This window comes from Luteimonas sp. MC1572, from assembly GCF_016615815.1.
Classification (GTDB): Bacteria; Pseudomonadota; Gammaproteobacteria; order Xanthomonadales; family Xanthomonadaceae; genus Luteimonas.
In genome coordinates this window covers 2,125,104-2,144,935 of the sequence record NZ_CP067112.1, presented here as the reverse complement: position 1 = coordinate 2,144,935, position 19,832 = coordinate 2,125,104, and the positions used below count along the sequence as shown (strand labels likewise).

General features: G+C 69.8%; 18 protein-coding genes and 1 pseudogene. 13 read left to right on the top strand and 6 right to left on the bottom strand.

The features are described from left to right. The first annotated feature begins 14 nt into the window (after positions 1–14). From JGR64_RS09820 to JGR64_RS09800, 5 genes are read left to right on the top strand one after another with little or no spacing between them, the layout of a single operon-like run. Positions 15–884, top strand: a complete 870-nt coding sequence (locus JGR64_RS09820; RefSeq protein ID WP_234446941.1) for a patatin-like phospholipase family protein — start codon at positions 15–17, stop codon at positions 882–884. Continuing rightward, positions 877–1,764 carry a patatin-like phospholipase family protein gene (locus JGR64_RS09815; protein ID WP_199373154.1) on the top strand — a complete coding sequence of 296 codons (888 nt, stop codon included), beginning with the start codon at positions 877–879 and terminating at the stop codon, positions 1,762–1,764. Before JGR64_RS09820 ends, JGR64_RS09815 begins: the two co-directional genes overlap by 8 nt. Then, positions 1,761–2,942, top strand: coding sequence for a fused response regulator/phosphatase (locus JGR64_RS09810; protein ID WP_199373153.1), 1,182 nt, complete (start codon positions 1,761–1,763; stop codon positions 2,940–2,942). The genes JGR64_RS09815 and JGR64_RS09810 overlap by 4 nt, the downstream gene beginning before the upstream one ends. Positions 2,943–2,973: 31 nt before the next feature. Next, the gene (gene gltX / locus JGR64_RS09805) at positions 2,974–4,371 is read left to right on the top strand and encodes a glutamate--tRNA ligase (protein WP_199373152.1); all 1,398 of its coding nucleotides are present in this window, start codon (positions 2,974–2,976) and stop codon (positions 4,369–4,371) included. A gap of 58 nt (positions 4,372–4,429) precedes the next feature. Continuing rightward, a complete protein-coding gene (locus tag JGR64_RS09800) occupies positions 4,430–4,930 on the top strand; it encodes a transcriptional repressor (RefSeq protein WP_199373151.1) in 501 nt (166 codons plus the stop codon). Here JGR64_RS09800 and JGR64_RS09795 read toward each other — a convergent pair. Then, positions 4,927–7,131: a TonB-dependent receptor gene (locus JGR64_RS09795; protein ID WP_199373150.1), complete on the bottom strand. Its 2,205-nt coding sequence runs from the start codon at positions 7,129–7,131 to the stop codon at positions 4,927–4,929. The two genes, JGR64_RS09800 and JGR64_RS09795, sit on opposite strands and share 4 nt — an antisense overlap. 73 nt (positions 7,132–7,204) lie before the next feature. Between JGR64_RS09795 and JGR64_RS09790 the strand changes: the two genes are divergently transcribed. Both JGR64_RS09790 and JGR64_RS09785 read left to right on the top strand, forming a co-directional pair. Next, entirely contained in the window at positions 7,205–7,609 is a 405-nt protein-coding gene (locus JGR64_RS09790) for a MerC domain-containing protein (RefSeq protein WP_199373149.1), read from the top strand. A gap of 34 nt (positions 7,610–7,643) precedes the next feature. Then, entirely contained in the window at positions 7,644–7,877 is a 234-nt protein-coding gene (locus JGR64_RS09785; RefSeq protein WP_255531423.1) for a 30S ribosomal protein THX, read from the top strand. 72 nt (positions 7,878–7,949) lie between these two features. Here JGR64_RS09785 and JGR64_RS09780 read toward each other — a convergent pair whose 3' ends face one another. Continuing rightward, positions 7,950–9,170, bottom strand: a complete 1,221-nt coding sequence (locus JGR64_RS09780) for a dipeptidase (RefSeq protein WP_199373147.1) — start codon at positions 9,168–9,170, stop codon at positions 7,950–7,952. Positions 9,171–9,184: 14 nt separating this feature from the next. Beyond that, entirely contained in the window at positions 9,185–10,405 is a 1,221-nt protein-coding gene (hutI, locus tag JGR64_RS09775) for an imidazolonepropionase (protein ID WP_199373146.1), read from the bottom strand. A 101-nt stretch (positions 10,406–10,506) separates the two neighbouring features. On the opposite strand from hutI, the gene JGR64_RS09770 reads away from it, so the two are divergent. Continuing rightward, entirely contained in the window at positions 10,507–11,760 is a 1,254-nt protein-coding gene (locus JGR64_RS09770) for a formimidoylglutamate deiminase (protein WP_233348051.1), read from the top strand. 19 nt (positions 11,761–11,779) lie between these two features. Here JGR64_RS09770 and JGR64_RS09765 read toward each other — a convergent pair whose 3' ends face one another. From JGR64_RS09765 to JGR64_RS09755, 3 genes are all read right to left on the bottom strand, one after another. Then, entirely contained in the window at positions 11,780–12,310 is a 531-nt protein-coding gene (locus JGR64_RS09765) for a methylated-DNA--[protein]-cysteine S-methyltransferase (protein ID WP_199373144.1), read from the bottom strand. After that, the gene (locus JGR64_RS09760; RefSeq protein ID WP_199373143.1) at positions 12,307–13,857 is read right to left on the bottom strand and encodes a DNA-3-methyladenine glycosylase 2; all 1,551 of its coding nucleotides are present in this window, start codon (positions 13,855–13,857) and stop codon (positions 12,307–12,309) included. Before JGR64_RS09760 ends, JGR64_RS09765 begins: the two co-directional genes overlap by 4 nt. A gap of 76 nt (positions 13,858–13,933) precedes the next feature. Further along, the gene (locus JGR64_RS09755; RefSeq protein WP_233348050.1) at positions 13,934–15,103 is read right to left on the bottom strand and encodes an alkaline phosphatase family protein; all 1,170 of its coding nucleotides are present in this window, start codon (positions 15,101–15,103) and stop codon (positions 13,934–13,936) included. A gap of 474 nt (positions 15,104–15,577) precedes the next feature. Here JGR64_RS09755 and JGR64_RS09750 point away from each other — a divergent pair, with 474 nt between their 5' ends. The 5 genes and pseudogenes from JGR64_RS09750 to virB11 form a co-directional block, all read left to right on the top strand. Further along, a complete protein-coding gene (locus JGR64_RS09750) occupies positions 15,578–15,991 on the top strand; it encodes a hypothetical protein (RefSeq protein WP_199373141.1) in 414 nt (137 codons plus the stop codon). Positions 15,992–16,039: 48 nt separating this feature from the next. Further along, positions 16,040–16,879: a type IV secretion system protein gene (locus JGR64_RS09745; RefSeq protein ID WP_199373140.1), complete on the top strand. Its 840-nt coding sequence runs from the start codon at positions 16,040–16,042 to the stop codon at positions 16,877–16,879. 14 nt (positions 16,880–16,893) lie between these two features. Continuing rightward, positions 16,894–17,631, top strand: coding sequence for a TrbG/VirB9 family P-type conjugative transfer protein (locus JGR64_RS09740; RefSeq protein WP_233348175.1), 738 nt, complete (start codon positions 16,894–16,896; stop codon positions 17,629–17,631). After that, the gene (locus JGR64_RS09735; RefSeq protein WP_199373138.1) at positions 17,628–18,770 is read left to right on the top strand and encodes a TrbI/VirB10 family protein; all 1,143 of its coding nucleotides are present in this window, start codon (positions 17,628–17,630) and stop codon (positions 18,768–18,770) included. Before JGR64_RS09740 ends, JGR64_RS09735 begins: the two co-directional genes overlap by 4 nt. Further along, positions 18,770–19,831, top strand: a pseudogene (gene virB11 / locus JGR64_RS09730) (P-type DNA transfer ATPase VirB11); the annotation flags it as partial. The gene JGR64_RS09735 and the pseudogene virB11, both read left to right, overlap by 1 nt. Position 19,832 lies beyond the last annotated feature (1 nt).

Genomic DNA, 19,832 nt, shown 5'->3' with positions numbered 1-19,832 from the left:
CAGGGAGAGACGGGATGGACGCAATGACGAGGCCGGCCCGGCGCAAGCGCGTGGCGGTGGTGATCGGCGCGGGCAGCGTGCAGTGCGCGGCCGCGCTGGGCATGTGGAAGGTCCTGCAGCGCGAAGGCATCGAGATCGACCTGCTGGTCGGCTGCAGCGGTGGAAGCCTGTACGCCTCGGTGATGGCCCTGGGTTACGACCTGGACGCGTGCGAACGCCTGACCCGCGGCCTGTGGACGCCTTCGCTGACCCGGCGCCGCGACCTGCGCTCGATGCTCAGCGCGTTCATGCCACGCCTGTTCAAGTTCGATGGCGCGTTCGGCATGGTCGACGATCGCCCGATGATGGCGGCGCTGGAGAAGATCTTCGGCGACCGGCGTTTCGAGGACGCACACACCCCGCTGCACGTCGTCGCCACCGACCTGCAGAACGGCCAGAAGGTGGTGCTGGGCGAGGGCCGGGTGCGCGACGCGATCCGCGCGAGCATCGCGATCCCGTACGTGTGGAAGCCGTGGAAGATCGACGGCCGCCTGCTGCTGGACGGCTGCGCGTCGGACCCATTGCCGATCGATGTCGCGATCCGCGAAGGCGCGGACGTGATCCTGGCGATGGGCTTCGAGAGCCCGTATCCGAGCCGGATCCGCTCCGCGACGCGTTTCGCGTTCCAGGTCAACAGCATCTACACCAACAACCTGCTGCGCGCGAACTACGCGTTCCACAACCTGGCGCACCATGCCGAGATCATCCCGGTGCTGCCGGATTTCGGGCGCCCGATACGCCTGTTCGACACCGCCGAGATCCCGCACGTCATCGAGCAGGGCGAGCGCGCCACCGAAGCGCAGCTTCCGCACATCCGCCAGGCGCTCGAGGCCGCCGGTGTCTGAGGCCTCGCCGGCGCCTTCGCTGCGCGCACGGCCACGGGTTGCGGTGGTGGTCGGATCGGGTGGCGTGAAGTGCGCCGCCGCGGTCGGCATGTGGAAGGTGCTGGAGCGCGAAGGCATCCGCGCCGACATGGTGGTCGGCTGCAGCGGCGGCAGCATCTACATGGCCGGGATGGCGCTCGGCAGGACCGCGGCCGAAGCCGAGCAGTACAGCCACGAGATGTGGAGCGGGCTGTTCAGGCGCCTGCATGTCCGCTCGGTGCTGCGCAGCCTGTTGCCGCGGCGCTTCGGTTTCAGCGAACGCATCGGCCTGGTCGATGACGCGGCGGTCTGCGCGAATATCGCCCGCCTGTTCGGCGCGGCGACGTTCGCCGATGCCGGCATTCCCCTGCACATCGCGGCCACCGACCTGCATTCCGGTGAAAAGGTCGCCTTGAGCTCCGGTTCGATCGCCGATGCGGTGCGTGCCAGCATCGCGATGCCGCTGTTGCTGCGCCCCTGGCCGGTGGACGGACGCTTGCTGGTCGACGGCGGCGTGTCCGATCCCCTGCCCATCAGCCTGGCGATCCGCGAAGGCGCGGAGATCATCCTGGCCATGGGTTTCGCGCGGCCGCCGCTGCCGCGCATCGATTCGCTGCTGGGCATCGCCAACCAGGCGATCTCGGTCACCATCAACAACCTGCTGCATTCGACGTACGCGTTCTACAGCGCCGTGCACCATGCCGAGATCGTGCCGATCATGCCGGCCTTTGATGCCCCCATCGAGGTGGGCGACAGCCACCTGATCCCGTACATCATCGAGCAGGGCGAGCAGGCCGCCCTGGCGGCCTTGCCCTACCTGCGCCAGCTGGGGCTGTGCCACGCCGCGGCGGTGGCGGCATGAACGGCCCGCACATGGCCGCCGATCCGGCCCGCATCCTGGTGGTCGACGACACCGAGGCCAATCGCGACCTGCTGGTGCGTCGCCTGCGTCGCGAAGGCCATGCCACCGAGGTCGCGGCCAACGGTCGTGAAGCGCTGGACTGGCTGCACGCGGTGGCATTCGACCTGATGCTGCTCGACATCATGATGCCGGAGATGACCGGCTACGAGCTGCTGGAGCGCGTGCGCGCCGACCCCGAGCTGCGCCATGTGCCGGTGATCCTGATCTCGGCGCTGGACGACACCGACAGCGTGATCAAGGGCATCGAGCTGGGTGCCGACGACCACCTGCCCAAGCCGTTCAACCCGCACATCCTGCGCGCGCGCGTCGACGCCAGTCTCGCCCGCAAGCGCCTGCGCGACCGCGAGCAGATGCATGCCCGGAGCCTGCAGCGCGAAATGGACATCGCGCGCACGATCCAGGCGGGCTTCCTGCCGCACGCGCTGCCGCATGCCGAAGGCTGGGACCTCGCGGCCTGGTTCCAGCCGGCGCGCCACGTGGGCGGTGATTTCTACGATGCATACACCGTCCGGGACGGCCGGCGCATCGTGCTGGCGGTCGCCGATGTCTGCGACAAGGGCGTCGGCGCGGCGCTGTTCATGGCCCTGTTCCGCAGCCTGCTGCGCGCGCAGGCGGAGCGGATCCTGGACGGCGAGGGCGACCTTGCAGCGCAGGCCTGCGAGCTGGTCGCCGGCGTGAACGACTACATCGCGCGCGTCCACGAGCGCGACAGCATGTTCGCCACGGTGTTCCTGGCGATCCTCGACCCGGCGTCCGGTGAGCTGGTCTATGTCAACGGGGGCCACGAGGCCCCGGTCGTCTGCGGGCCAGGCGGCGTGCGCACGCGCCTGGTGCCGACCGGGCCCGCGGTGGGCATGCTGCCCGGCGCCGTGTTCACCGCGGCAGGCATCCAGATGGGAGAAGGCGAGACGCTCGTCGCCTTCACCGACGGCGTGACCGACGCGATCGATGCCGGTGGCGCCGTCTATTCCGAGGAGCGCCTGCTGTCGCGGTTGGAGCCCGCAGCGGGTCGCGCCGACGACACCCTCTGCGCCATCCGGAACGACCTGCAGGCCGCGATGGGCAACGCCGCGCAGTTCGACGACATCACCCTGCTGGTCCTGCACCGCGCGGGCTAAAATGCGCGCATCCCGCACGTATCGACACGCCATGACCGTCCGCACCCGCTTCGCCCCCAGCCCCACCGGCTACCTGCACATCGGCGGCGCCCGCACCGCCCTGTACTGCTGGTTGGAGGCGCGGCGCCGCGGCGGCCAGTTCATCCTGCGCATCGAGGACACCGACCGCGAGCGCAGCACCCAGGGTGCGATCGATGCCATCCTCGAAGCGATGGACTGGCTCGGTCTCGATTACGACGAAGGCCCGATCTACCAGACCGCGCGCGTCGACCGCTATCGCGAAGTGGCCGAACAGCTGGTCGCGGCCGGGCAGGCCTATTACGCCTACGAGTCGAAGGCCGAGCTCGACGCGATGCGCGAGGCCGCCATGGCCACGGGCGACAAGCCCCGCTACAACGGCGCGTACCGCGACCAGTCGGCGCCGTACCGAGACGATCCCAACCGCGTCATCCGCCTGAAGAACCCGCTCGACGGCGTGGTCGCATGGGAGGACAAGGTCAAGGGCCGCATCGAGATCAGCAACACCGAGCTCGACGACCTGGTGATCTTCCGCCCCGACGGCTACCCGACCTACAACTTCGCCGTGGTCGTCGACGACCTGGACATGCGCATCAGCGACGTGGTGCGCGGCGACGACCACGTCAACAACACCCCGCGCCAGATCAACATCTACCGCGCGCTGGGTGCCGAGGTGCCGGCGTTCTCGCACTTGCCGATGATCCTCGACGAGCAGGGCGCCAAGCTTTCCAAGCGCACCGGCGCGGCGGACGTCATGCAGTACCGCGACGCCGGCTACCTGCCGCACGCGCTGCTCAACTACCTGGCACGCCTGGGCTGGTCGCACGGCGACCAGGAACTGTTCTCCATCGACGAGCTGAAGGCGCTGTTCGATCTCAAGGACGTCAACGCCAAGGCGGCGCGCCTGGACATGGCCAAGCTCGGCTGGCTCAACCAGCAGTACCTGAAGGGCGACGATCCGGCGGATGTCGCGAAACATCTCGAGTGGCACCTGCGGGCGGCGGGTTACGACCTCGCGGCCGGGCCCGCGCCGGCCGACGTGGTGCTGGCGCTGCGCGACCGCGTGCAGACGCTCAAGGACATGGCCGAGCGCGCGGCCGTCTGGTACCGGCCGCTCACGGAATACGACGACGCGGCCGTGGCCAAGCACCTCACCGCAGCCGCCGGCATGCCGCTGGCCGAAGCTCGCGCGCGCTTCGAGGCGCTTTCCGAGTGGAGCGCCGAGGCCATCCACGGCGCGCTGCAGGCGGTGGCCGAAGCGCTCGGCATCGGCATGGGCAAGGTGGCGCAGCCGCTGCGCGTGGCGATCACCGGCACGCAGGTCAGCCCGGACATCGCGCACACCGTGTACCTGGCAGGGCGCGATGAAGCCCTGAAGCGCATCGACGCCGCCATCGCGCGCACCGGCTGACCGCCGCCGCGCGGCGCGCCGGCTTGAGTCGGCGCGCAATGGCCACCATCATGGCTGCATGCCTGCACACGTCCACGCCTGTACGCACCCCACGCACCACGTCCACGACGGCAAGGCCTTCGTGGCCGCAGTGGAGGAGGCGTGCCGTGAACGCGGGCTGCGCCTGACGCCGATCCGCGGCCATGTGCTCGGCCTGATTGCCGAGGCCGGCCAGCCCATCAAGGCCTACGACCTGCTCGACCGCGTGCGCGATGGCAAGGGCCCGGGCGCCGCAGCGCCGCCCACGGTCTACCGCGCGCTGGATTTCCTGCTGGCCAACGGCTTCATCCACAAGCTGCAGTCGGTGAATGCGTTCGTCGCCTGCCACCACCCCAGCACGGCGCAGCACTCGGTGCCGTTCCTGATCTGCGACAGCTGCCACGCAGCGATCGAACTCGAGGACCTGCAGGTGGTCGGTGCGCTGCGCGATCGCGCGCTGGCGCTCGGCTTCCGGCCGCGCGCGCAGACACTCGAAGTGCATGGCACCTGCGCGCAGTGCCTGGCCGGCGAAGAAACCTAGAAGAACACGCGCACGCCCGCGGTCACGCCGCGGCCGGCCAGGGGCGCCAGGTCCTTCAGCACCGAGGTATGCACGCGTGCCTCCTCGTCGAGCAGGTTGCGGCCGTCGACGAACAACTCCATCGCGTTGCCGTTGGCGCCATCGCGGTGCCAGGCGACGCTGGCATGCACCAGCGTGTAGCCGGGAGACGTGGTCTCGAACTGCGCCACGTGGTCCTGGCCCGCGTAACGCACCGCGCCCAGCGATGCCCGCCACTGCGCGCCCTGCCAGCGCAGCTCGCTGCCGAGGCGGCGCGGTGCGATGCGCGGCAGGTTGCCTTCCGGCACCAGTTCGGCGGTGTAGTCGTGCTCGTGGTCGCCGTGCGGGATGCTGGCGTCGAATCGGCGGCTGGCGCCACCGTCAAGGCGCCCGCGCACCACGTCGGCAAACGACCTCAGGCTCCATGCGCCGTACTCGGTTTCGGCGAAGTCCCACTGCGCCTCGACCTCGCCGCCGTGGAAGCGTGCGTCGGCCTGGTGCCAGGCGCGCAGGGCGAGGCCATCATCTTCCAGGCCGGTGTCGGCCAGGTAGATGAAGTCGTCGTAGCGCACCTGGAACAGGGACGCGCCGAGCCGCAGCGGCCCGTGGTGCCAGTGCAGGCCGATCTCGGCGCGGTTCGCGGTTTCGGGGTCGAGATCCGGGTTGCCGAATTCGAAGCTCTGCGTGGCGACGTGCATGCCGCTGGAGTAAAGCTCCTCGGCGGTCGGCGTGCGCTGCGCGCGGTCCAGTCCGAACGAGAGATGCAGGTCGCGCGAGACGTCCCAGCGCATGGCGAGCGATGCGCTGGTGGCGTCGAAATCACGCGATGCGCCGATCGCTTCCACCGCCGCCACATCGATCCTGTTGCGGTCGTGGCGCAGGCCGAGCTCGACGCCGAACGCGCCGAAATCTCGCTCGCCGATCCAGAACAGGCCGGCGTCGCGCGCATTGGAGTCGGGCACGAACGCCTCGTCGCCGACCGCGCTGAAATCGCGCTCGGACCACTGCAGCCCGACGGCGCCCTGCCAGCCGGCGATCGCGCGGTGCACCAGCTCCACGCGGCCCTCCAGCGTGCTGTTGTCGAACACCGTGCCCACCGTGTCGCCTTCGTACTCGGTGTGCGTGTAGTCGGTGTGCGCCAGCTTGATGCGCAGGCTCTCGAACGCGCCGATATCGTCCAGGCCGCCGCGGACCTCGTTGCGGCGCTGGTCCATCACGACGTGCACGGCGCCGTGGGTGTCGGTTTCGGATTCGTCGTGGTCATGCGCGTGGCCGTGGTCGTCCGACGCGGCGTGGCTGTGGCCCGGAACGCCGTAGCGCGTGTTGAACACGCTGTGGCCAATGCCCAGGAAACCGGCGTCGCCGATGTACGACACGCCCAGCGCGCCGCTGTCGGTGCGCACGAAGCTGTTGGGCAGCTGGCCGCGGGCCGCGTCCTCGGGCGCGTGTCCGACGTCGTGGTCGTGGTCGTGGTCATCGTGGTGCAGGTCCGCACGTTCAGCGAACCCGGGGATGTCGTAGTCGCCGGTCTCGCGGTGCAGGGCGTCGAAATGGAACACCACCCGACCCGATGCCGAGGTGCCATCAAGGCGCAGCATGCCGGTGCGCTCGTCGTTGACGCTGCCGGCGCGCAGCTCGGCGCGGCCTTCGAGCGGCGTCGACGTGGCCGTTTCCGGGATGCGGCCGTCGATCACATTGACTGCGCCACCGATGGCGCCGCTGCCATACAGCAGCGTCGCCGGACCCTTGAGCACTTCGATCTGGTTGGCGAGGAACGGCTCGATGCTGACCGCATGGTCCGCGCTGACCGTGGACACGTCGCCGGCCGACAGGCCATCGCTCAGCACCTGCACACGCGCGCCTTCGAGGCCACGGATGACCGGGCGGCCGACACCGGCACCGAAGAACGACGACTGCACGCCCGGCAGCCGTGACACGGTCTCGCCCAGCGAGGCGGCCTTGGCCTCGTCCAGCTGCTCGCCGGCCAGCACCGCCACCGGGCGCGCCAGGTCTTCGGCGGTGCGGGCGAGGGGGTTGGCGCGCACCACGATGCCGCTGAGGTCGGCGATTTGTTCGTCGTGGCGGGGATCGTCCTGGGCGGCCGTGGCCACGGCGGGCAGGCCGCCGAGTGCGAAAGCGAGGGCGAGGCAGAGCGGGGTCGGGCGGAAGCGCTGGGGGAGCATTGGACAGCCTGGACTTGGATGGCGGCGGGAAGTGTTATAACATTTCATCTCTGACGCAACCCTTACGGAAGTCATGGCCTCACCGACCGCCCTCCGCAATGCAGACCGCTTCGGTCTTGCCGCGTCATTCCTGTGCGCCGTCCACTGCGCGCTGTTGCCGGTCGCGCTCGCCCTGCTGCCGGCGTTCGGCTTCACGGTGGTGGGTTGGGTGGACATCGACCAGGCGTTCGTGGTGTTCGCCTCGCTGCTCGGCGCGACCACGCTGTCGCTGGGCTACCGCCGCCACAGGGCGTTCCGGGCCTGGGCGCTGCTGCTCCCCGGTCTGAGTCTGGTCTGGGCGGGCGCGTTCACCGCATTGCACACGCACGGCTTCACGCACGCGGCGGTGATGGTGTCCGGTGGGCTGCTGCTGGCCGCGGCGCACCTTGTCAACCTGCGCCTGACACACGCCGCGGCCGGCAGCGTTCCAGCGCCGTAAACCGGCATGCGTGCTAGGATTCGCGCCCTGCGGCGTGCATGCGCGCGCCGGATCGAACAACCTCCAGGAGCATCACATGGGCAAGGGCGACCGCAAGACCGCCAAGGGCAAGCGCTTCAACGCCAGCTACGGCAATTCCCGTAGCCAGGTGACCACCAAGGCCGCCGGCACGGCTGCCGCGCCGGTCGCCAAGAAGGCCGCGAGCAAGACTGTTGCCAAGGCGCCGGCCAAGAAGGCCGTGGCCAAGAAGACCGTCGCCAAGGAATAACGCGCCCTTCCAGCGCGATCGAGAGAAGCCCCGCCCGTGCGGGGCTTTCTTCGTTTCAGGGCCCGTGGCGCGTCAGCGCGACGCCGCCCCTGCCTCCACCAGCGCCCACGCGCGCAGCAGGTTGCCGCCGAGGATCGCACGGATGTCATCGTCCGAGTGCCCGCGCGCCTGCAGGCCGGCAATCAGGTTGGGGTAGTCGGCCACGGTACGCAGGCCTTCGGGCAGTTCGCCGCTGACGCCGTCGAAATCGGAGCCGATGCCGACGTGTTCGACGCCAAGCAATTTCACCGCGTAGTCGATCTGGTCGAGCACGTCGGTGATCGGCGCCTCCATCGGCGGATTGGCGGCCTCCCAGTCCTTTTCGAACGCGGCGCGGTCGGCCGGCGGCTGCCCTGCGGCCACGCGCCCGGCATTGGCGCGGTTGAAGGCGTCGGACGCGCGGAAGTACGCCTGGGTCTTCGCCGCCGCTGCCGGGGTGACGAAGGCGATCCCGAACGGAATCTGCACCACGCCGCCCTTCTTGGCGATCGCCAGCGCGAGTTCGTCGCTGAGGTTGCGCTCGAAGCCCGGGGTGAAGTGGCGCAGCGCGGAATGGCTGGCAATCACCGGCACGCGGCTCAACGCCACCGCCTGCGCGACGGCGGCATCGGACAGGTGCGATACGTCGACCATCATCCCGAGGCGGTTCATCTCGGCCACCACCTCGCGGCCGAACGGGCTCAGCCCGTCCCATTTTTTCTCGATCGTGTAGGACGAATCGCTGATGCGGTTGTTGGCGCTGTGCGCGAGGGTGATGTAGCGCACGCCGCGGGCGTGGAAAAACGCGACCTGCGCGAGGTCGTCGCCGATCGGCGCGCCGTTCTCCATTCCCAGCGGCAGCAGCACGCGGCCGCCTTGGCGCAGCTGTTCGACATCGCGCGGCGAGGTGACGATGGCGAAGCGGTCCGGGTGCCGCGCCGCCAGCGCCTCCACGGCGTCGATCTGCGCGTTGGCCGACTGCCAGGCGCTGCCGGCGTCGTCCTCGCGCGGAGAGGTGTAGATGGACATGAACGCGACATCCAGGCCGCCAGCGCGGGCGCGCGGGTAGTCGAACTCGCGGTCCGGCGCGCTGACGCCCAGGTCGGCCCAGGTCTCCACGAGGATGCCGGGCGCATCGATGTGGGTGTCGACGATCACCGCGTCGGCCGCCAGCGCGCGCGCGGCGTCGGTGGACTGGGCCAGCGCCAGCGTGGGCGCGGCGAGCGCGATGGCGAGCAGGCAGCGGGGCAGGGCATGGCTCGGCACGTGGATCATTCGGGTCTCCAGGGTCAGGCGACGCGGCGGCCGCCGCAGTGGACCGAGGCGGCGAGGTCGCCGCCCAGCCAGTAACAGAGTGCCGCGGGCTCGCGCACGCGCCAGCGCACGAAATCGGCGCGCAGTCCGGCGCGCAGGACGCCGCGATCGTCGAGGCCCAGCGCCTTCGCGCCATTGACCGTGGCACCGCGCAGCGCGTCCTCGGGCGACAGCCGGAAGTGCGTGCAGGCGAGCTGCATTGCCTGGCGCAGCGACTGCAGCGGCGAGGTGCCGGGGTTGCAGTCGGTGGCCACGGCCATCGCCACGCGCGAAGCGCGGAAGGCTTCGATGGGCGGCAGCGTGGTCTCTCGCAGCACGTGGAACGCGCCGGGCAGCAGGACCGCGACGGTGCCGGCCGTGGCCATTGCCGCCACGCCTTCAGGGGAGGTGTGTTCGACGTGGTCGGCCGACAATCCGCCGAACTCCGCAGCCAGCGCCGCACCGCCGCCGTCGCTCAGCTGGTCGGCGTGCAGCTTCACCGGCAGGCCGAGCGCGCGCGCCGCTTCGAACACGCGCCGCGTCTGCGCGGCGCTGAACGCGATGCGCTCGCAGAACGCGTCCACCGCGTCCACCAGGCCCTCGGCGTGGAGGCGCGGCAGCCAGTCGAGCACGGCATCGATGTAGGCATCCGCATTGCCGGCGAACTCGGGTGGCAGCGCGTGCGCGCCAAGGAAGGTGGTGCGCACGCCGATGCCGAGCGTGTCGCCGATGCGGCGCGCGACGCGCAGCATCTTGCGTTCGTTGTCGAAGTCCAGGCCGTAGCCGGACTTGATCTCGAGCGTGGCCACGCCGTCGCGCAGCAGCGCGCGGGCCCGCGGCAGCGACTCGGCGAGCAGCGCGTCCTCGTCGGCGGCGCGGGTGGCGCGCACCGTGGAGACGATGCCGCCGCCGGCACGCGCGATCTCCTCGTAGCTCGCGCCCATCAGCCGCTGCTCGAATTCCGCGGCGCGGTCGCCGGCGAACACCAGGTGGGTGTGGCAGTCGACCAGCGCGGGCGTGACCAGGTCGCCGCCGGCGTCGATCACCTCAACGGAGAGGCTTTCCGCCGCGCCTGGCAGCGCCGAAGCCGGGCCCGCGAAGACGATGCGGCCGTCGCGCCAGCCCAGCGCGCCGTCATGCACGAGGCCGTAGCCGGCATCGCCGTCCAGGGTGGCGAGCGTGGCGTTGCGTAGCAGCCCGTCCCAGCGCTCAGGCATGTTGGACATCCGGACGGTGTTCGGGAGCGCGGAGCATGGCGGGCCTGTCGGCATGGTGGCGACGCGGTAGCCTAGCGCACTCCCGACGCACACCCGCCGCCATGCCTGCCACCGCCACTCCACTGCCGTCGCTCGTCCAGCCCGTTGCCGGCGGCTGGCGCGTACCCGCGATCGCCAACCTGCATTCGCACGCCTTCCAGCGTGCGATGGCCGGCATGGCCGAGCGCCAGACGCATCCCGAGGATTCGTTCTGGACCTGGCGCGAAACCATGTACCGGGTGGCCGCGCGCTTCGATCCCGACCTGCTGCACGCCGTCGCCTCGCAGCTGTACGTCGAGATGCTGGAAGCCGGCTACGGCAGCGTCTGCGAGTTCCACTACGTGCACCACCAGCCCGACGGCCGTCCGTACGCGGCGCATACGGTGATGGCCGATGCGCTGCTTGCCGCGGCGCGCGACACCGGCATCCGCATCACCCTGCTGCCGGTGCTGTACATGACCGGCGGCTTCGATGGCCACGCGCTGGGTGAACGGCAGAGGCGCTTCGGGCACGACGTCGACAGCTACCTGCGCCTGTTCGACGCCCTGCGCGCGCACACCGGCGACAGCGTGCGCATCGGCTGCGCGCTGCACAGCCTGCGCGCGGTGCCGGAAGCGGCGATGCGCGAGGTCCTGGCCGCGCTGCCCGCGGATGCGCGCATCCACATCCACGTCGCCGAGCAGGTCGGCGAGGTGCAGGACTGCCTGGCGCTGCGCGACGCGCGGCCGGTGGAGTGGCTGCTCGGCCACGCCCACGTCGACGCGCGCTGGACGCTGGTGCATGCCACGCACCTGGACAACGCCGAGCTCGCCGGCATCGCCAGCAGCGGCGCCACGGTCGCGATCTGCCCGACGACGGAAGCCAACCTCGGCGACGGCCTGTTCCGGCTGCGCGACTTCCTCGATGCCGGCGGCAGCTGGGGCATCGGCTCGGATTCGCACATCTCGGTGTCGCCGGTGGAGGAACTGCGCTGGCTCGAGTACGGCCAGCGCCTGGACACCCGCCACCGCAACATCGCGGTGTCGGCGGATTCGACCAGCGTCGGCGAGACGCTGCTGCAGGGCGTGGTGGCGAGCGCAGCGAAATCGACCGGCTTCGACGCCGGCGATGACCATGTCGTGCTCGATGGCGAAGCTGCGATTTTCGCCGGGGCCAATGCATCGGATGTCGCCGACCGCTGGATCTTCAGCGGCAACGTGCCCTGCGTGCGCGAGGTCGAAGTGGCGGGAGTGAAGCTCGTGTCCGAAGGACGCCACCGCGACCGCGACGCAGTGGCCGGCCGCTATCGCCAGGCGATGGTGCGGCTGCTCGCCTGAGCGTCAGCGCGTCAGCGCGTCAACGCGTCAACGCGGCAGTGTCGCCGCCGGCGAACAGGTCGTCATCGCCCGGCGGCAGGGCACCTTCCAGCCTCAGCAGGAACGCCTTGGTCGGCAGCCCGCCGCCGAAGCCGGTGAGGGAGCCGTCGGCGCCGATCACGCGATGGCAGGGCAGCACGATCGGCAGCGGGTTGCGGCCGTTGGCGGCGCCCACCGCGCGCATCGCGCTCGGCTTGCCGATGCGCTGCGCAAGGTCGCGATAGCTCCAGGTGTGCCCGTAGGGGATCGCGGCGAGTTCGGTCCACACGCTGCGCTGGAATTCCGTGCCCTGCGGCGACAGCGGCAGGTCGAAGCTGCGCCGGCGGCCAGCGAAGTATTCCTTCAGCTGCCTGCGGGTCTCCGCGATCACCGCGTTGCTGCCTTCGCGCCATGCGGAACCGGCGGGCGGCAGCCTGGGCGGCGGGAAGTCGATGCGCTGCAGCCCGGTGTCGTCCGCGGCGAGGGTGAGCACGCCGATCGGCGTGTCGAAGTGCTGGTAGACGAGTGTCATGGGCGCGGAGCCTCTGCGATGGATGGACGCGCGCGGCGGCGCGCGGGAGCGGACACCTGGGCCTTGGCCGCGGTTGCCGTTGCCGCCGCGTCGCGCCAGAGATGGATGACGGCGTAGGCGCGCCAAGGCCGCCACGCCTCGGCGCGCAGGCCGAGGGCCTTCGCGGTGAACCGCCCGTCGTCGGGCGCGGCGGCCTTCTGCAGCACCAGGTCTTCGGCCGGGAACGCATCGGGATGGCCGAGCGCACGCATGGCGATGTACTGGGCGGTCCACGGCCCGATGCCCGGCAGCGCGACCCAGCGTTCGGTGAAGTCCGCAAGCGTGCGCTCGGGACGGAAATCCACGCGGCCGTCGAGCAGCGCACGCGCCACGCCGCGCACGGTGTCGGCGCGTGCGCGCGTCAGGCCGATGGCCGCGAGGTCGGCATCGGAGAGCGCTTCCGGCGTCGGGAACAGGTGTTCGAGGCCGCTGGCGAACGGCGTGGCCAGCGTGGTACCGAACTGCCGCGCCATGCGCGTGGCGAGCGTGCGCGCCGCGGCCACGCTCACCTGCTGGCCGAGCACCGCGCGCACCGCGATCTCGAACCCGTCCCAGCCGCTCGGCAGGCGCAGCCCGGGATGCGCGCGCAGCAGCGGTCGCAGGCGCGGATCGGCGGACAGCGTGGTGGCGATGGCCTGCGGGTCGGCGTCGAGGTCGAACATGCGCCGAAGACGCTGCACGATGTCGAGCAGGCGCGCGGCCAGCGGCGCATGCAGCTCCAGCTTCAGCGCGTGTTCTCCGCCAGGCCACGCACTGACGCGCAGCCAGCCGTCCGGACCGCCGTTGCTGCCGGCGATGACGCGCGCGTAGCTCGCATCGTCGACGGCCTCCACGCCCGGCAGCGCGCGCCCGCGCAGGAACGCGAGCATTGCGGCGAAGTCGTAGGGCGGCCGGTAGCCGAGGCGCAGCACCAGTGAATCGCCGCCGGTGTTGCGCGCCGCACCGGGCTGGCGGCGCAAGTCGCGCGGCGCCATCCGGTAGGCGTCCTTGAACGTCGTGTTGAAGCGCCGCAGGCTGCCGAACCCGGCCGCGAGCGCCACGTCGGTGATCGGCAGCGCGGTCTCGGTCAGCAGCTGCTTGGCGAAGAGCAGCCGGCGCGTGCCGTGCACGCCCACCGGCGGCGCGCCGAGGCGCTCCACGAACAGCCGCCGCAGCTGCCGCTCGCCGATGCCGACGCGCGCGGCCAAGGCGGCCAGCGGTGCATCGGCAAGCGCACCCTGGTCGATAAGCGTGAGCGCGCGCGCCAGCGCCGCATCACCGCGTCGCCACGCGCCATCGTGCGGGGACAGCTCGGGCCGGCAGCGCAGGCAGGGGCGATAGCCGGCGGTCTCCGCCGCCGCGGCATTCGCGAAGTAGCTGACCCGCTTTGCGAACGGCGCCGGGCACACCGGCCGGCAATAGATGCGCGTGCTGTGCACGGCGGTGAAGAACAGCCCGTCGAAACGCGGATCGCGGCTGCGTCGCGCCTGCTCGCAGACCTGCACATCGGGGAGGGCGGGGGATGCCATGGACGCAGGCTAGCACCGCCCGGCGCGCCGGACTCGCCGCTTTCGGACATCAGGGCCGGCGTCTTTCCGGCGCGGTTCAGGGCCCCGCGACGGCGGGCACCAGGGCCGGCAGCAACGCCTCGGGATCGCCGTCGTTGTCGGCGGCCGCGATGCCCAGCAGCCGCGCCAGCAACGGATACACGTCGACGTTGTCGATCGCATCGATCACCGCGCCACGACGGAACGCCGGACCGCTGGCGATGAACACCGCGCGCATCGACGGCAGCGCCGGGTCGTAGCCGTGCGAGCCGCGCGTGCCGCCGAGTGCGCGCGCGTCCAGGACCCGTGGGAGCACCACGTCCCAGTTCTCGTCCATCTGGCAGACGATCGCCGGCACGCGCGGGTGGGTGCCGTAGTGCCAGCGCGCCGGCACGTCCCCGCGGCGCCAGCATTCGTGGTGCGCGTGGCGGCCCAGCAGCCGCGCCTCCACCTGGGACTCGAAGCCGGGGTTTGGCTGCACCTGGATCACCTGGCCGATGCTCACCACGCGCGCCTGCTCCATGGTCACCAGGTCGTCGATGGACAGCTGGTTACCCGGCGGCACCTCCGCCATGCCGTGGTCGGAGACCAGCACGATGTTGGTGTGGCCAAGGCGCCCGTTGCTCTGCAGCGCGTCCAGCAGGCAGCCGACGGCAGCATCGACGCCTACGAGCGCAGCGCGCGCCTCCGCGGAGCCCGGGCCGTAGGTGTGGGCCGCGGTGTCGACATCGTGGAAGTACAGCGTGGCCAGGCGCGGGCGCGTGGCGTCCGGCTCCAGCAGCCAGCCGGCTACGGTGGCCGCGCGCTGGGCGGCGGAGGCGGACTCGTCATACACATGCCAGCGCGTGGGCCGCACGCCGGCCACCTCGGCCTCGGAGCCGGGCCAGAACATGGTGGCGGTGCGCAGGCCGGCGTTCTCGGCGCCCACCCAGATCGGCTCGCCGCCCCACCAGCCGCTGGCACCCACCGCGTCGCGGTCGGACAGGCGGAACGTGCCGAGCGCGGCATCGTGCATGGAGTTGTGGACGATGCCGTGCCGGTCGGGCCGCAGCCCGGTGGCGATGGTGTAGTGGTTGGGGAAGGTGAGCGACGGGTAGGAGGGCGTCATCCAGCGCGCCTGCACGCCGTTGGCGGCGAGGCGGACCAGGTTGGGGGAGTCGGCTGCGTTGAGGCGGTCAGGATGCAGGCCGTCGATGGAGACGAGCAGCAGTGCGTCGCCGCTGGACATGGCAGCCGGCGCATGGACGGCAGGTAGCGACCCTGTCCGTGTGGTGGGGCCGGTGCAGGCGGCGGTGGCGAGGAGGGTAACGAGTAGCGCGGCGATCAGGGCCGGAGGTCGAAGAGGCAGGTGCATGGACGGAATGATAGGACGTGCGCATGACGGCTGTAGCCGCGGAAACGGGAATCGGCACGCTGCTGGTGTCCGTGCATGGGCCGCATCGCGCACATCTCCGTCTGACGCGCATCGGATTTGTGCACAACTGTGCATGGGATTTGTCCGTTCTCTCGACGCCATCACAGAAATGCGTACGTCCGCGTATTGACCCGTTCACGCGCGACGTTTAGCTTCGAGTCATGGCGCATGTGGAGTAACGCAGCGCACGTGTCGTAGCCAGGGGGCCACGACACACACGGAGTTTCACGGCCGAGGACAAGGATCGTTCCGGCCTCTACATTCAAGCTTGTCGCCGGGGAGGGGGGCATGGACGTCAAGGATGACGTGATCGGGTACTGCGGTGCCGCCCTCGTGGCGTTGATGCTCGGCGGTTGCGCGGCGCGCGAAGTGCCCGACGTCCGCGGCCGCTGGCAGCCGGTCAACCGCTACGCCGCAACGACGCACGCCATCCCATTGCGCGGTGCGTACGTGTTCCAGGCGTCTCCGCTGGATCGCACGCTGCGCAGCCTGCTGGTGCGCTGGGCACGCGACACGCAGTTCACGCTCGATTATCGGCACCATGCCGATTTCACGCTGCACCTTCCGGTGCAGGCGTTGCGCGCGCAGCGCATCGAGGATGCGGCCGCCCAGTTGAGCGAGATCTACGCCGCGCAACAGGTGCTGGTGGCGGTCGACGGCGATCGACTGGTGGTGACAGCACGGGAAGGAGACCCGGGTTGATCGCGAGGCAATAAAACCAACTCACACGAACCTTGCACGGATTGCATCATGTTCGGAAGGAAGCAGGCGTCTCCGGCGATCGAGGAAGCGATCGCCAGGGCGACAAACTATGAGGTCACCATCGCCGACCTTGCGCGGCGCAGTGAACGTCGTGCATGGCTGGTCGCGCTGGTAGCGGCTATCACCGCGCTCGTGCTGGGCGCCGGATATGTCCGAATCATGCCGCTGAAGGAGCGGGTGCCGTTCCTGGTGATGGCCGATGCCTACAGCGGGAACGCCACCATTGCCCGCCTCGATGACGACTTCCGGCACCGTGCGGTGACCGCCAGCGAAGCCATCAACCGGGCCAACGTGGCCCGCTTCGTGGGCCTGCGTGAATCGTATGACGTGGCGATGATGAATCTGCGCGACTGGCGGGCCGTGCACGCGATGACGGTCCCGGAAGTCGGGCGCGAGTACGCCGCACTCCACGCCGCCAACAATCCCCGCAGCCCGTTCAACACGCTTGGGCGGACGCGCGCCATCCGGGTGCGGATCCTCAGCATCCAGCTGATCGATGGTGCGGATGGACATCCCGGTGGCGCCACGGTGCGCTTCCAGCGCAGCGTCTACGACAAGTCGTCCGGTGCGACCCGGCCACTGGACAGCCGTATCGCGACGCTCGGCTTCACCTACAACCTGGCGCTGAAGATGGAAGAGCCCGACCGTCTCGAGAACCCCCTCGGATTCCAGGTCACGAGTTACCGCGTCGACAACGACTATGCCGCCTTGCCGCCCGCCGAGTCGGAGCCAACGCACGCAGTCTTTGAGCCCGCCGCCGATGCAGCGGTGGATGACAGTGCCGACGCTGGCGCTGTGGCAGATGAGAACCAGGAGGCGAGCCCATGACCAGGACCCTGTCCATGACCATGGGCGGCATGCTGCTGTACGGCTTGCTCACGGGGCCGCCCGCGCGCGCGCAGCATGTCGACGTCTACGAGTACCAGCCAGATCAGGTCTACGCGGTTCGCGCCGCGCTCGGAATCGCCACCCAGATCGAGCTCGATCCTGCCGAGGAAATCCTCGATTACAGCACCGGCTTCAGCAGCGGCTGGGACCTGACCCGGCGCGGCAACGTGTTCTATCTGCGGCCACGCGATGTCGACGTCGACACCAACATGCTGGTGCGCACGAAGTCGCATGCATACATCTTCGAGCTGAAAGTCGTTGCAAGCGACTGGACATCGCTGGAGCAGGCGCGCCGTGCTGGCGTGCAGTACAAGATCGCGTTCCGCTATCCGGCGGACGCCAGCTTCAAGGCGCCGATCGAGGAATCACCTACCCAGGGCTTGAGCGTCGCGCTCGACAAGGGGCGTGAGTACAACTTCGACTACGACTATGCCGTGCGGCGAGGCCAGGCTTGGCTGGTGCCCGCCAATGTCTACGACGATGGCAGCTTCACCTACCTGCAGATGGGTGATCAGGCCAGGTTGCCGACCGGCAGTTTTCCGGTGGTGTTCGGACGCGAGCGCGAGGATGGTGAGGACTTCGTCGTCAACACCACAGTCGACGGCAGCACGGTGGTGGTGCACGGCACCTATCCATATCTCGTGGTCCGCCACGGGCGCAGTATCGTCGGCCTGAGGAGGAACCCGCGATGAGCGAGCGTGATTTTTCCCCTGCCGACGGACGATCAGGCCACTATGCGGCGCGCCAGGCGGGGCCGGACCTCGACTCGGCGGCCCCGGTGCTGCGAACCGAGGACCTCCGGCGCCTCAATCGCAAGGCGCTGGGATTCCTCGCAGGCATCGTACTGCTGCTCGTGCTTGCGATCGTGTGGATGCTGCGCGCGATCGGTGGCGAAGGAGACGTGCCCGCCGAGCCGCGTGAGCAGGCGCTTGTCATCCCCGAATTGCCGAGAACTGATCCATCACGCGAGCGAGCAACCGTGGCAATGCCGACAATGCCGGCCGTTCCCATTCCAGTGCTGCCTGTTCCGATAGAGCAGCGGCCGACGGCATTGCCCAGCTTCGCGATTCCCGCGCGCCCCGACGGTCCGTCACTGCGCGAAAGGCGGATGCAGTCCGGCGAAGGTGACGCGGTGCCGAAGGGCCCGGACGCGTACATGCAGGCCATGCTCGCGGGCCTCCCGACTGCGGAGCCCGCTCATGTCGAACCCGATTCCACGTCCACGACCCGTGCCCGATACATCGCCCGGCCCGACGCGCTCCTGGTCCGCGGCACCTACATCCGCTGCGTGCTCGAGACGCGCATCATCACCGACATATCCGGGTTCACCTCATGCGTGGTGACCGAGCCCGTGTATTCGATCAACGGCCGGCAACTATTGCTGCCGCGCGGTTCGAAGGTGCTGGGACGTTACGACATGGAGCCGACGGGCCCACGCGTGGCGGTGGTCTGGGACCGGATCACCACGCCCAGCGGGCTTGATGTCGCGATGTCGAGCCCCGGGGTGGACAATCTTGGCGGAGCCGGGCATCCGGGTCACTACAGCGCGCATTGGGGCAGCCGGGTCGCATCGGCGTTGTTGATCAGCCTGTTGAGCGATGCGTTCAAGTACGCGGCCGCCGAAGAGGGACCGTCATCGTCCACCATCGGTCCAGCTGGCGTGGTCGTGCAGTCTCCGTACGAGAGCGCGACCGGGCGCACCATGGAGCGGCTCGCAAACCAGGCACTCGACAGCCGCAGGCCGCCGACGGTGACCATCCAGCACGGCACGGTGGTCAACGTCTATGTGGCCCGTGATGTCGACTTCTCCGCCGTGGTGGCGCAGCTGTGATGGCCGACGGCAGCTCATCGCTTGGTGCGCAGCGCGATTGCGTGCGTGGCGGGCCGCGCAGTGGCTTCCTCGACTACCAGTACGAGGTGCTGGGAATTCTCGGGTACATGGCGTCGCCCGACGTCACCGAGATCTGCATCAACCGCCCGGGAGAGGTCTGGCTCGAGGCGCGTGGCGCTTGGCAGCGCGTCGAAGTCCCGGGGCTCACGTTCGAGCGCGCCCGCCAGTTCTGCACCGCGGTGGTCAACGAAAGTGATACCGGCCAGCGCATCACGGATGCCGATCCCGTGGTCTCGCTGACGTTCCCGACCGGCCAGCGAGCGCAGTTCGTGGTGCCGCCGGCTTGTGACGCCGGCAAGGTGTCGATCACCATCCGCCTCCCGTCGCGGCAGGCACGCAGCCTGGACGCGTACGAGGCGGACGGGTTCTTCGACGCGGTGCAGCCGGCCGCGGACGCCCTCGACGCCGGCGACCGCGAGCTTCTGTCGCTGCGCGCCGCGGGTCGCTACATCGATTTCTTCCGGTGCGCCGTCCAGCAGCGCAAGAACATCGTGGTTGCGGGCGCCACCGGGAGTGGCAAGACCACGTTCATGAAATCCCTGGTCGAACACATCGACGCGGACGAGCGCCTGGTCACCATCGAGGATGCCCGGGAGCTGTTCATCAGTCAGCCGAACGTCGTCCACCTGTTGTATTCCAAGGGCGGGCAAGGCACGGCCAACGTCACCGCCAAAGGCTGCATGGAAGCCTGCCTGCGTATGAAGCCCGACCGGATCATCCTTGCGGAGCTGCGTGGCGACGAAGCCTTCTACTTCATACGCAACTGCGCGTCCGGACATCCCGGCTCCATTACCAGCTGCCACGCCGGGAGCACGGCGCAGGCCTGGGACCAGCTCGCACTCATGGTCAAAGGCTCGCCCGAGGGGGCGGGGCTGGAGTTCGCCACCATCCGGCGCCTGCTGATGTCGACCATCGACATCCTCGTCCACATCAGCGCGCGCGGCGGGCGGCGGCATGTCACGGGTATCGATTTCGAGCCGATGCGCGCGTCACCAGGGGGCG

Bases quoted from the DNA above. Each gene is read 5' to 3' on its own strand.
- JGR64_RS09820 (WP_234446941.1), top strand. From the start codon at position 15: ATGGACGCAATGACGAGGCCGGCCCGGCGCAAGCGCGTGGCGGTGGTG.
- JGR64_RS09810 (WP_199373153.1), top strand. From the start codon at position 1,761: ATGAACGGCCCGCACATGGCCGCCGATCCGGCCCGCATCCTGGTGGTC.
- gltX (WP_199373152.1), top strand. From the start codon at position 2,974: ATGACCGTCCGCACCCGCTTCGCCCCCAGCCCCACCGGCTACCTGCAC.
- JGR64_RS09800 (WP_199373151.1), top strand. From the start codon at position 4,430: ATGCCTGCACACGTCCACGCCTGTACGCACCCCACGCACCACGTCCAC.
- JGR64_RS09795 (WP_199373150.1), bottom strand. From the start codon at position 7,131: ATGCTCCCCCAGCGCTTCCGCCCGACCCCGCTCTGCCTCGCCCTCGCT.
- JGR64_RS09790 (WP_199373149.1), top strand. From the start codon at position 7,205: ATGGCCTCACCGACCGCCCTCCGCAATGCAGACCGCTTCGGTCTTGCC.
- JGR64_RS09780 (WP_199373147.1), bottom strand. From the start codon at position 9,170: ATGATCCACGTGCCGAGCCATGCCCTGCCCCGCTGCCTGCTCGCCATC.
- hutI (WP_199373146.1), bottom strand. From the start codon at position 10,405: ATGCCTGAGCGCTGGGACGGGCTGCTACGCAACGCCACGCTCGCCACC.
- JGR64_RS09770 (WP_233348051.1), top strand. From the start codon at position 10,507: ATGCCTGCCACCGCCACTCCACTGCCGTCGCTCGTCCAGCCCGTTGCC.
- JGR64_RS09765 (WP_199373144.1), bottom strand. From the start codon at position 12,310: ATGACACTCGTCTACCAGCACTTCGACACGCCGATCGGCGTGCTCACC.
- JGR64_RS09760 (WP_199373143.1), bottom strand. From the start codon at position 13,857: ATGGCATCCCCCGCCCTCCCCGATGTGCAGGTCTGCGAGCAGGCGCGA.
- JGR64_RS09755 (WP_233348050.1), bottom strand. From the start codon at position 15,103: ATGTCCAGCGGCGACGCACTGCTGCTCGTCTCCATCGACGGCCTGCAT.
- JGR64_RS09750 (WP_199373141.1), top strand. From the start codon at position 15,578: ATGGACGTCAAGGATGACGTGATCGGGTACTGCGGTGCCGCCCTCGTG.
- JGR64_RS09745 (WP_199373140.1), top strand. From the start codon at position 16,040: ATGTTCGGAAGGAAGCAGGCGTCTCCGGCGATCGAGGAAGCGATCGCC.
- JGR64_RS09740 (WP_233348175.1), top strand. From the start codon at position 16,894: ATGACCATGGGCGGCATGCTGCTGTACGGCTTGCTCACGGGGCCGCCC.
- JGR64_RS09735 (WP_199373138.1), top strand. From the start codon at position 17,628: ATGAGCGAGCGTGATTTTTCCCCTGCCGACGGACGATCAGGCCACTAT.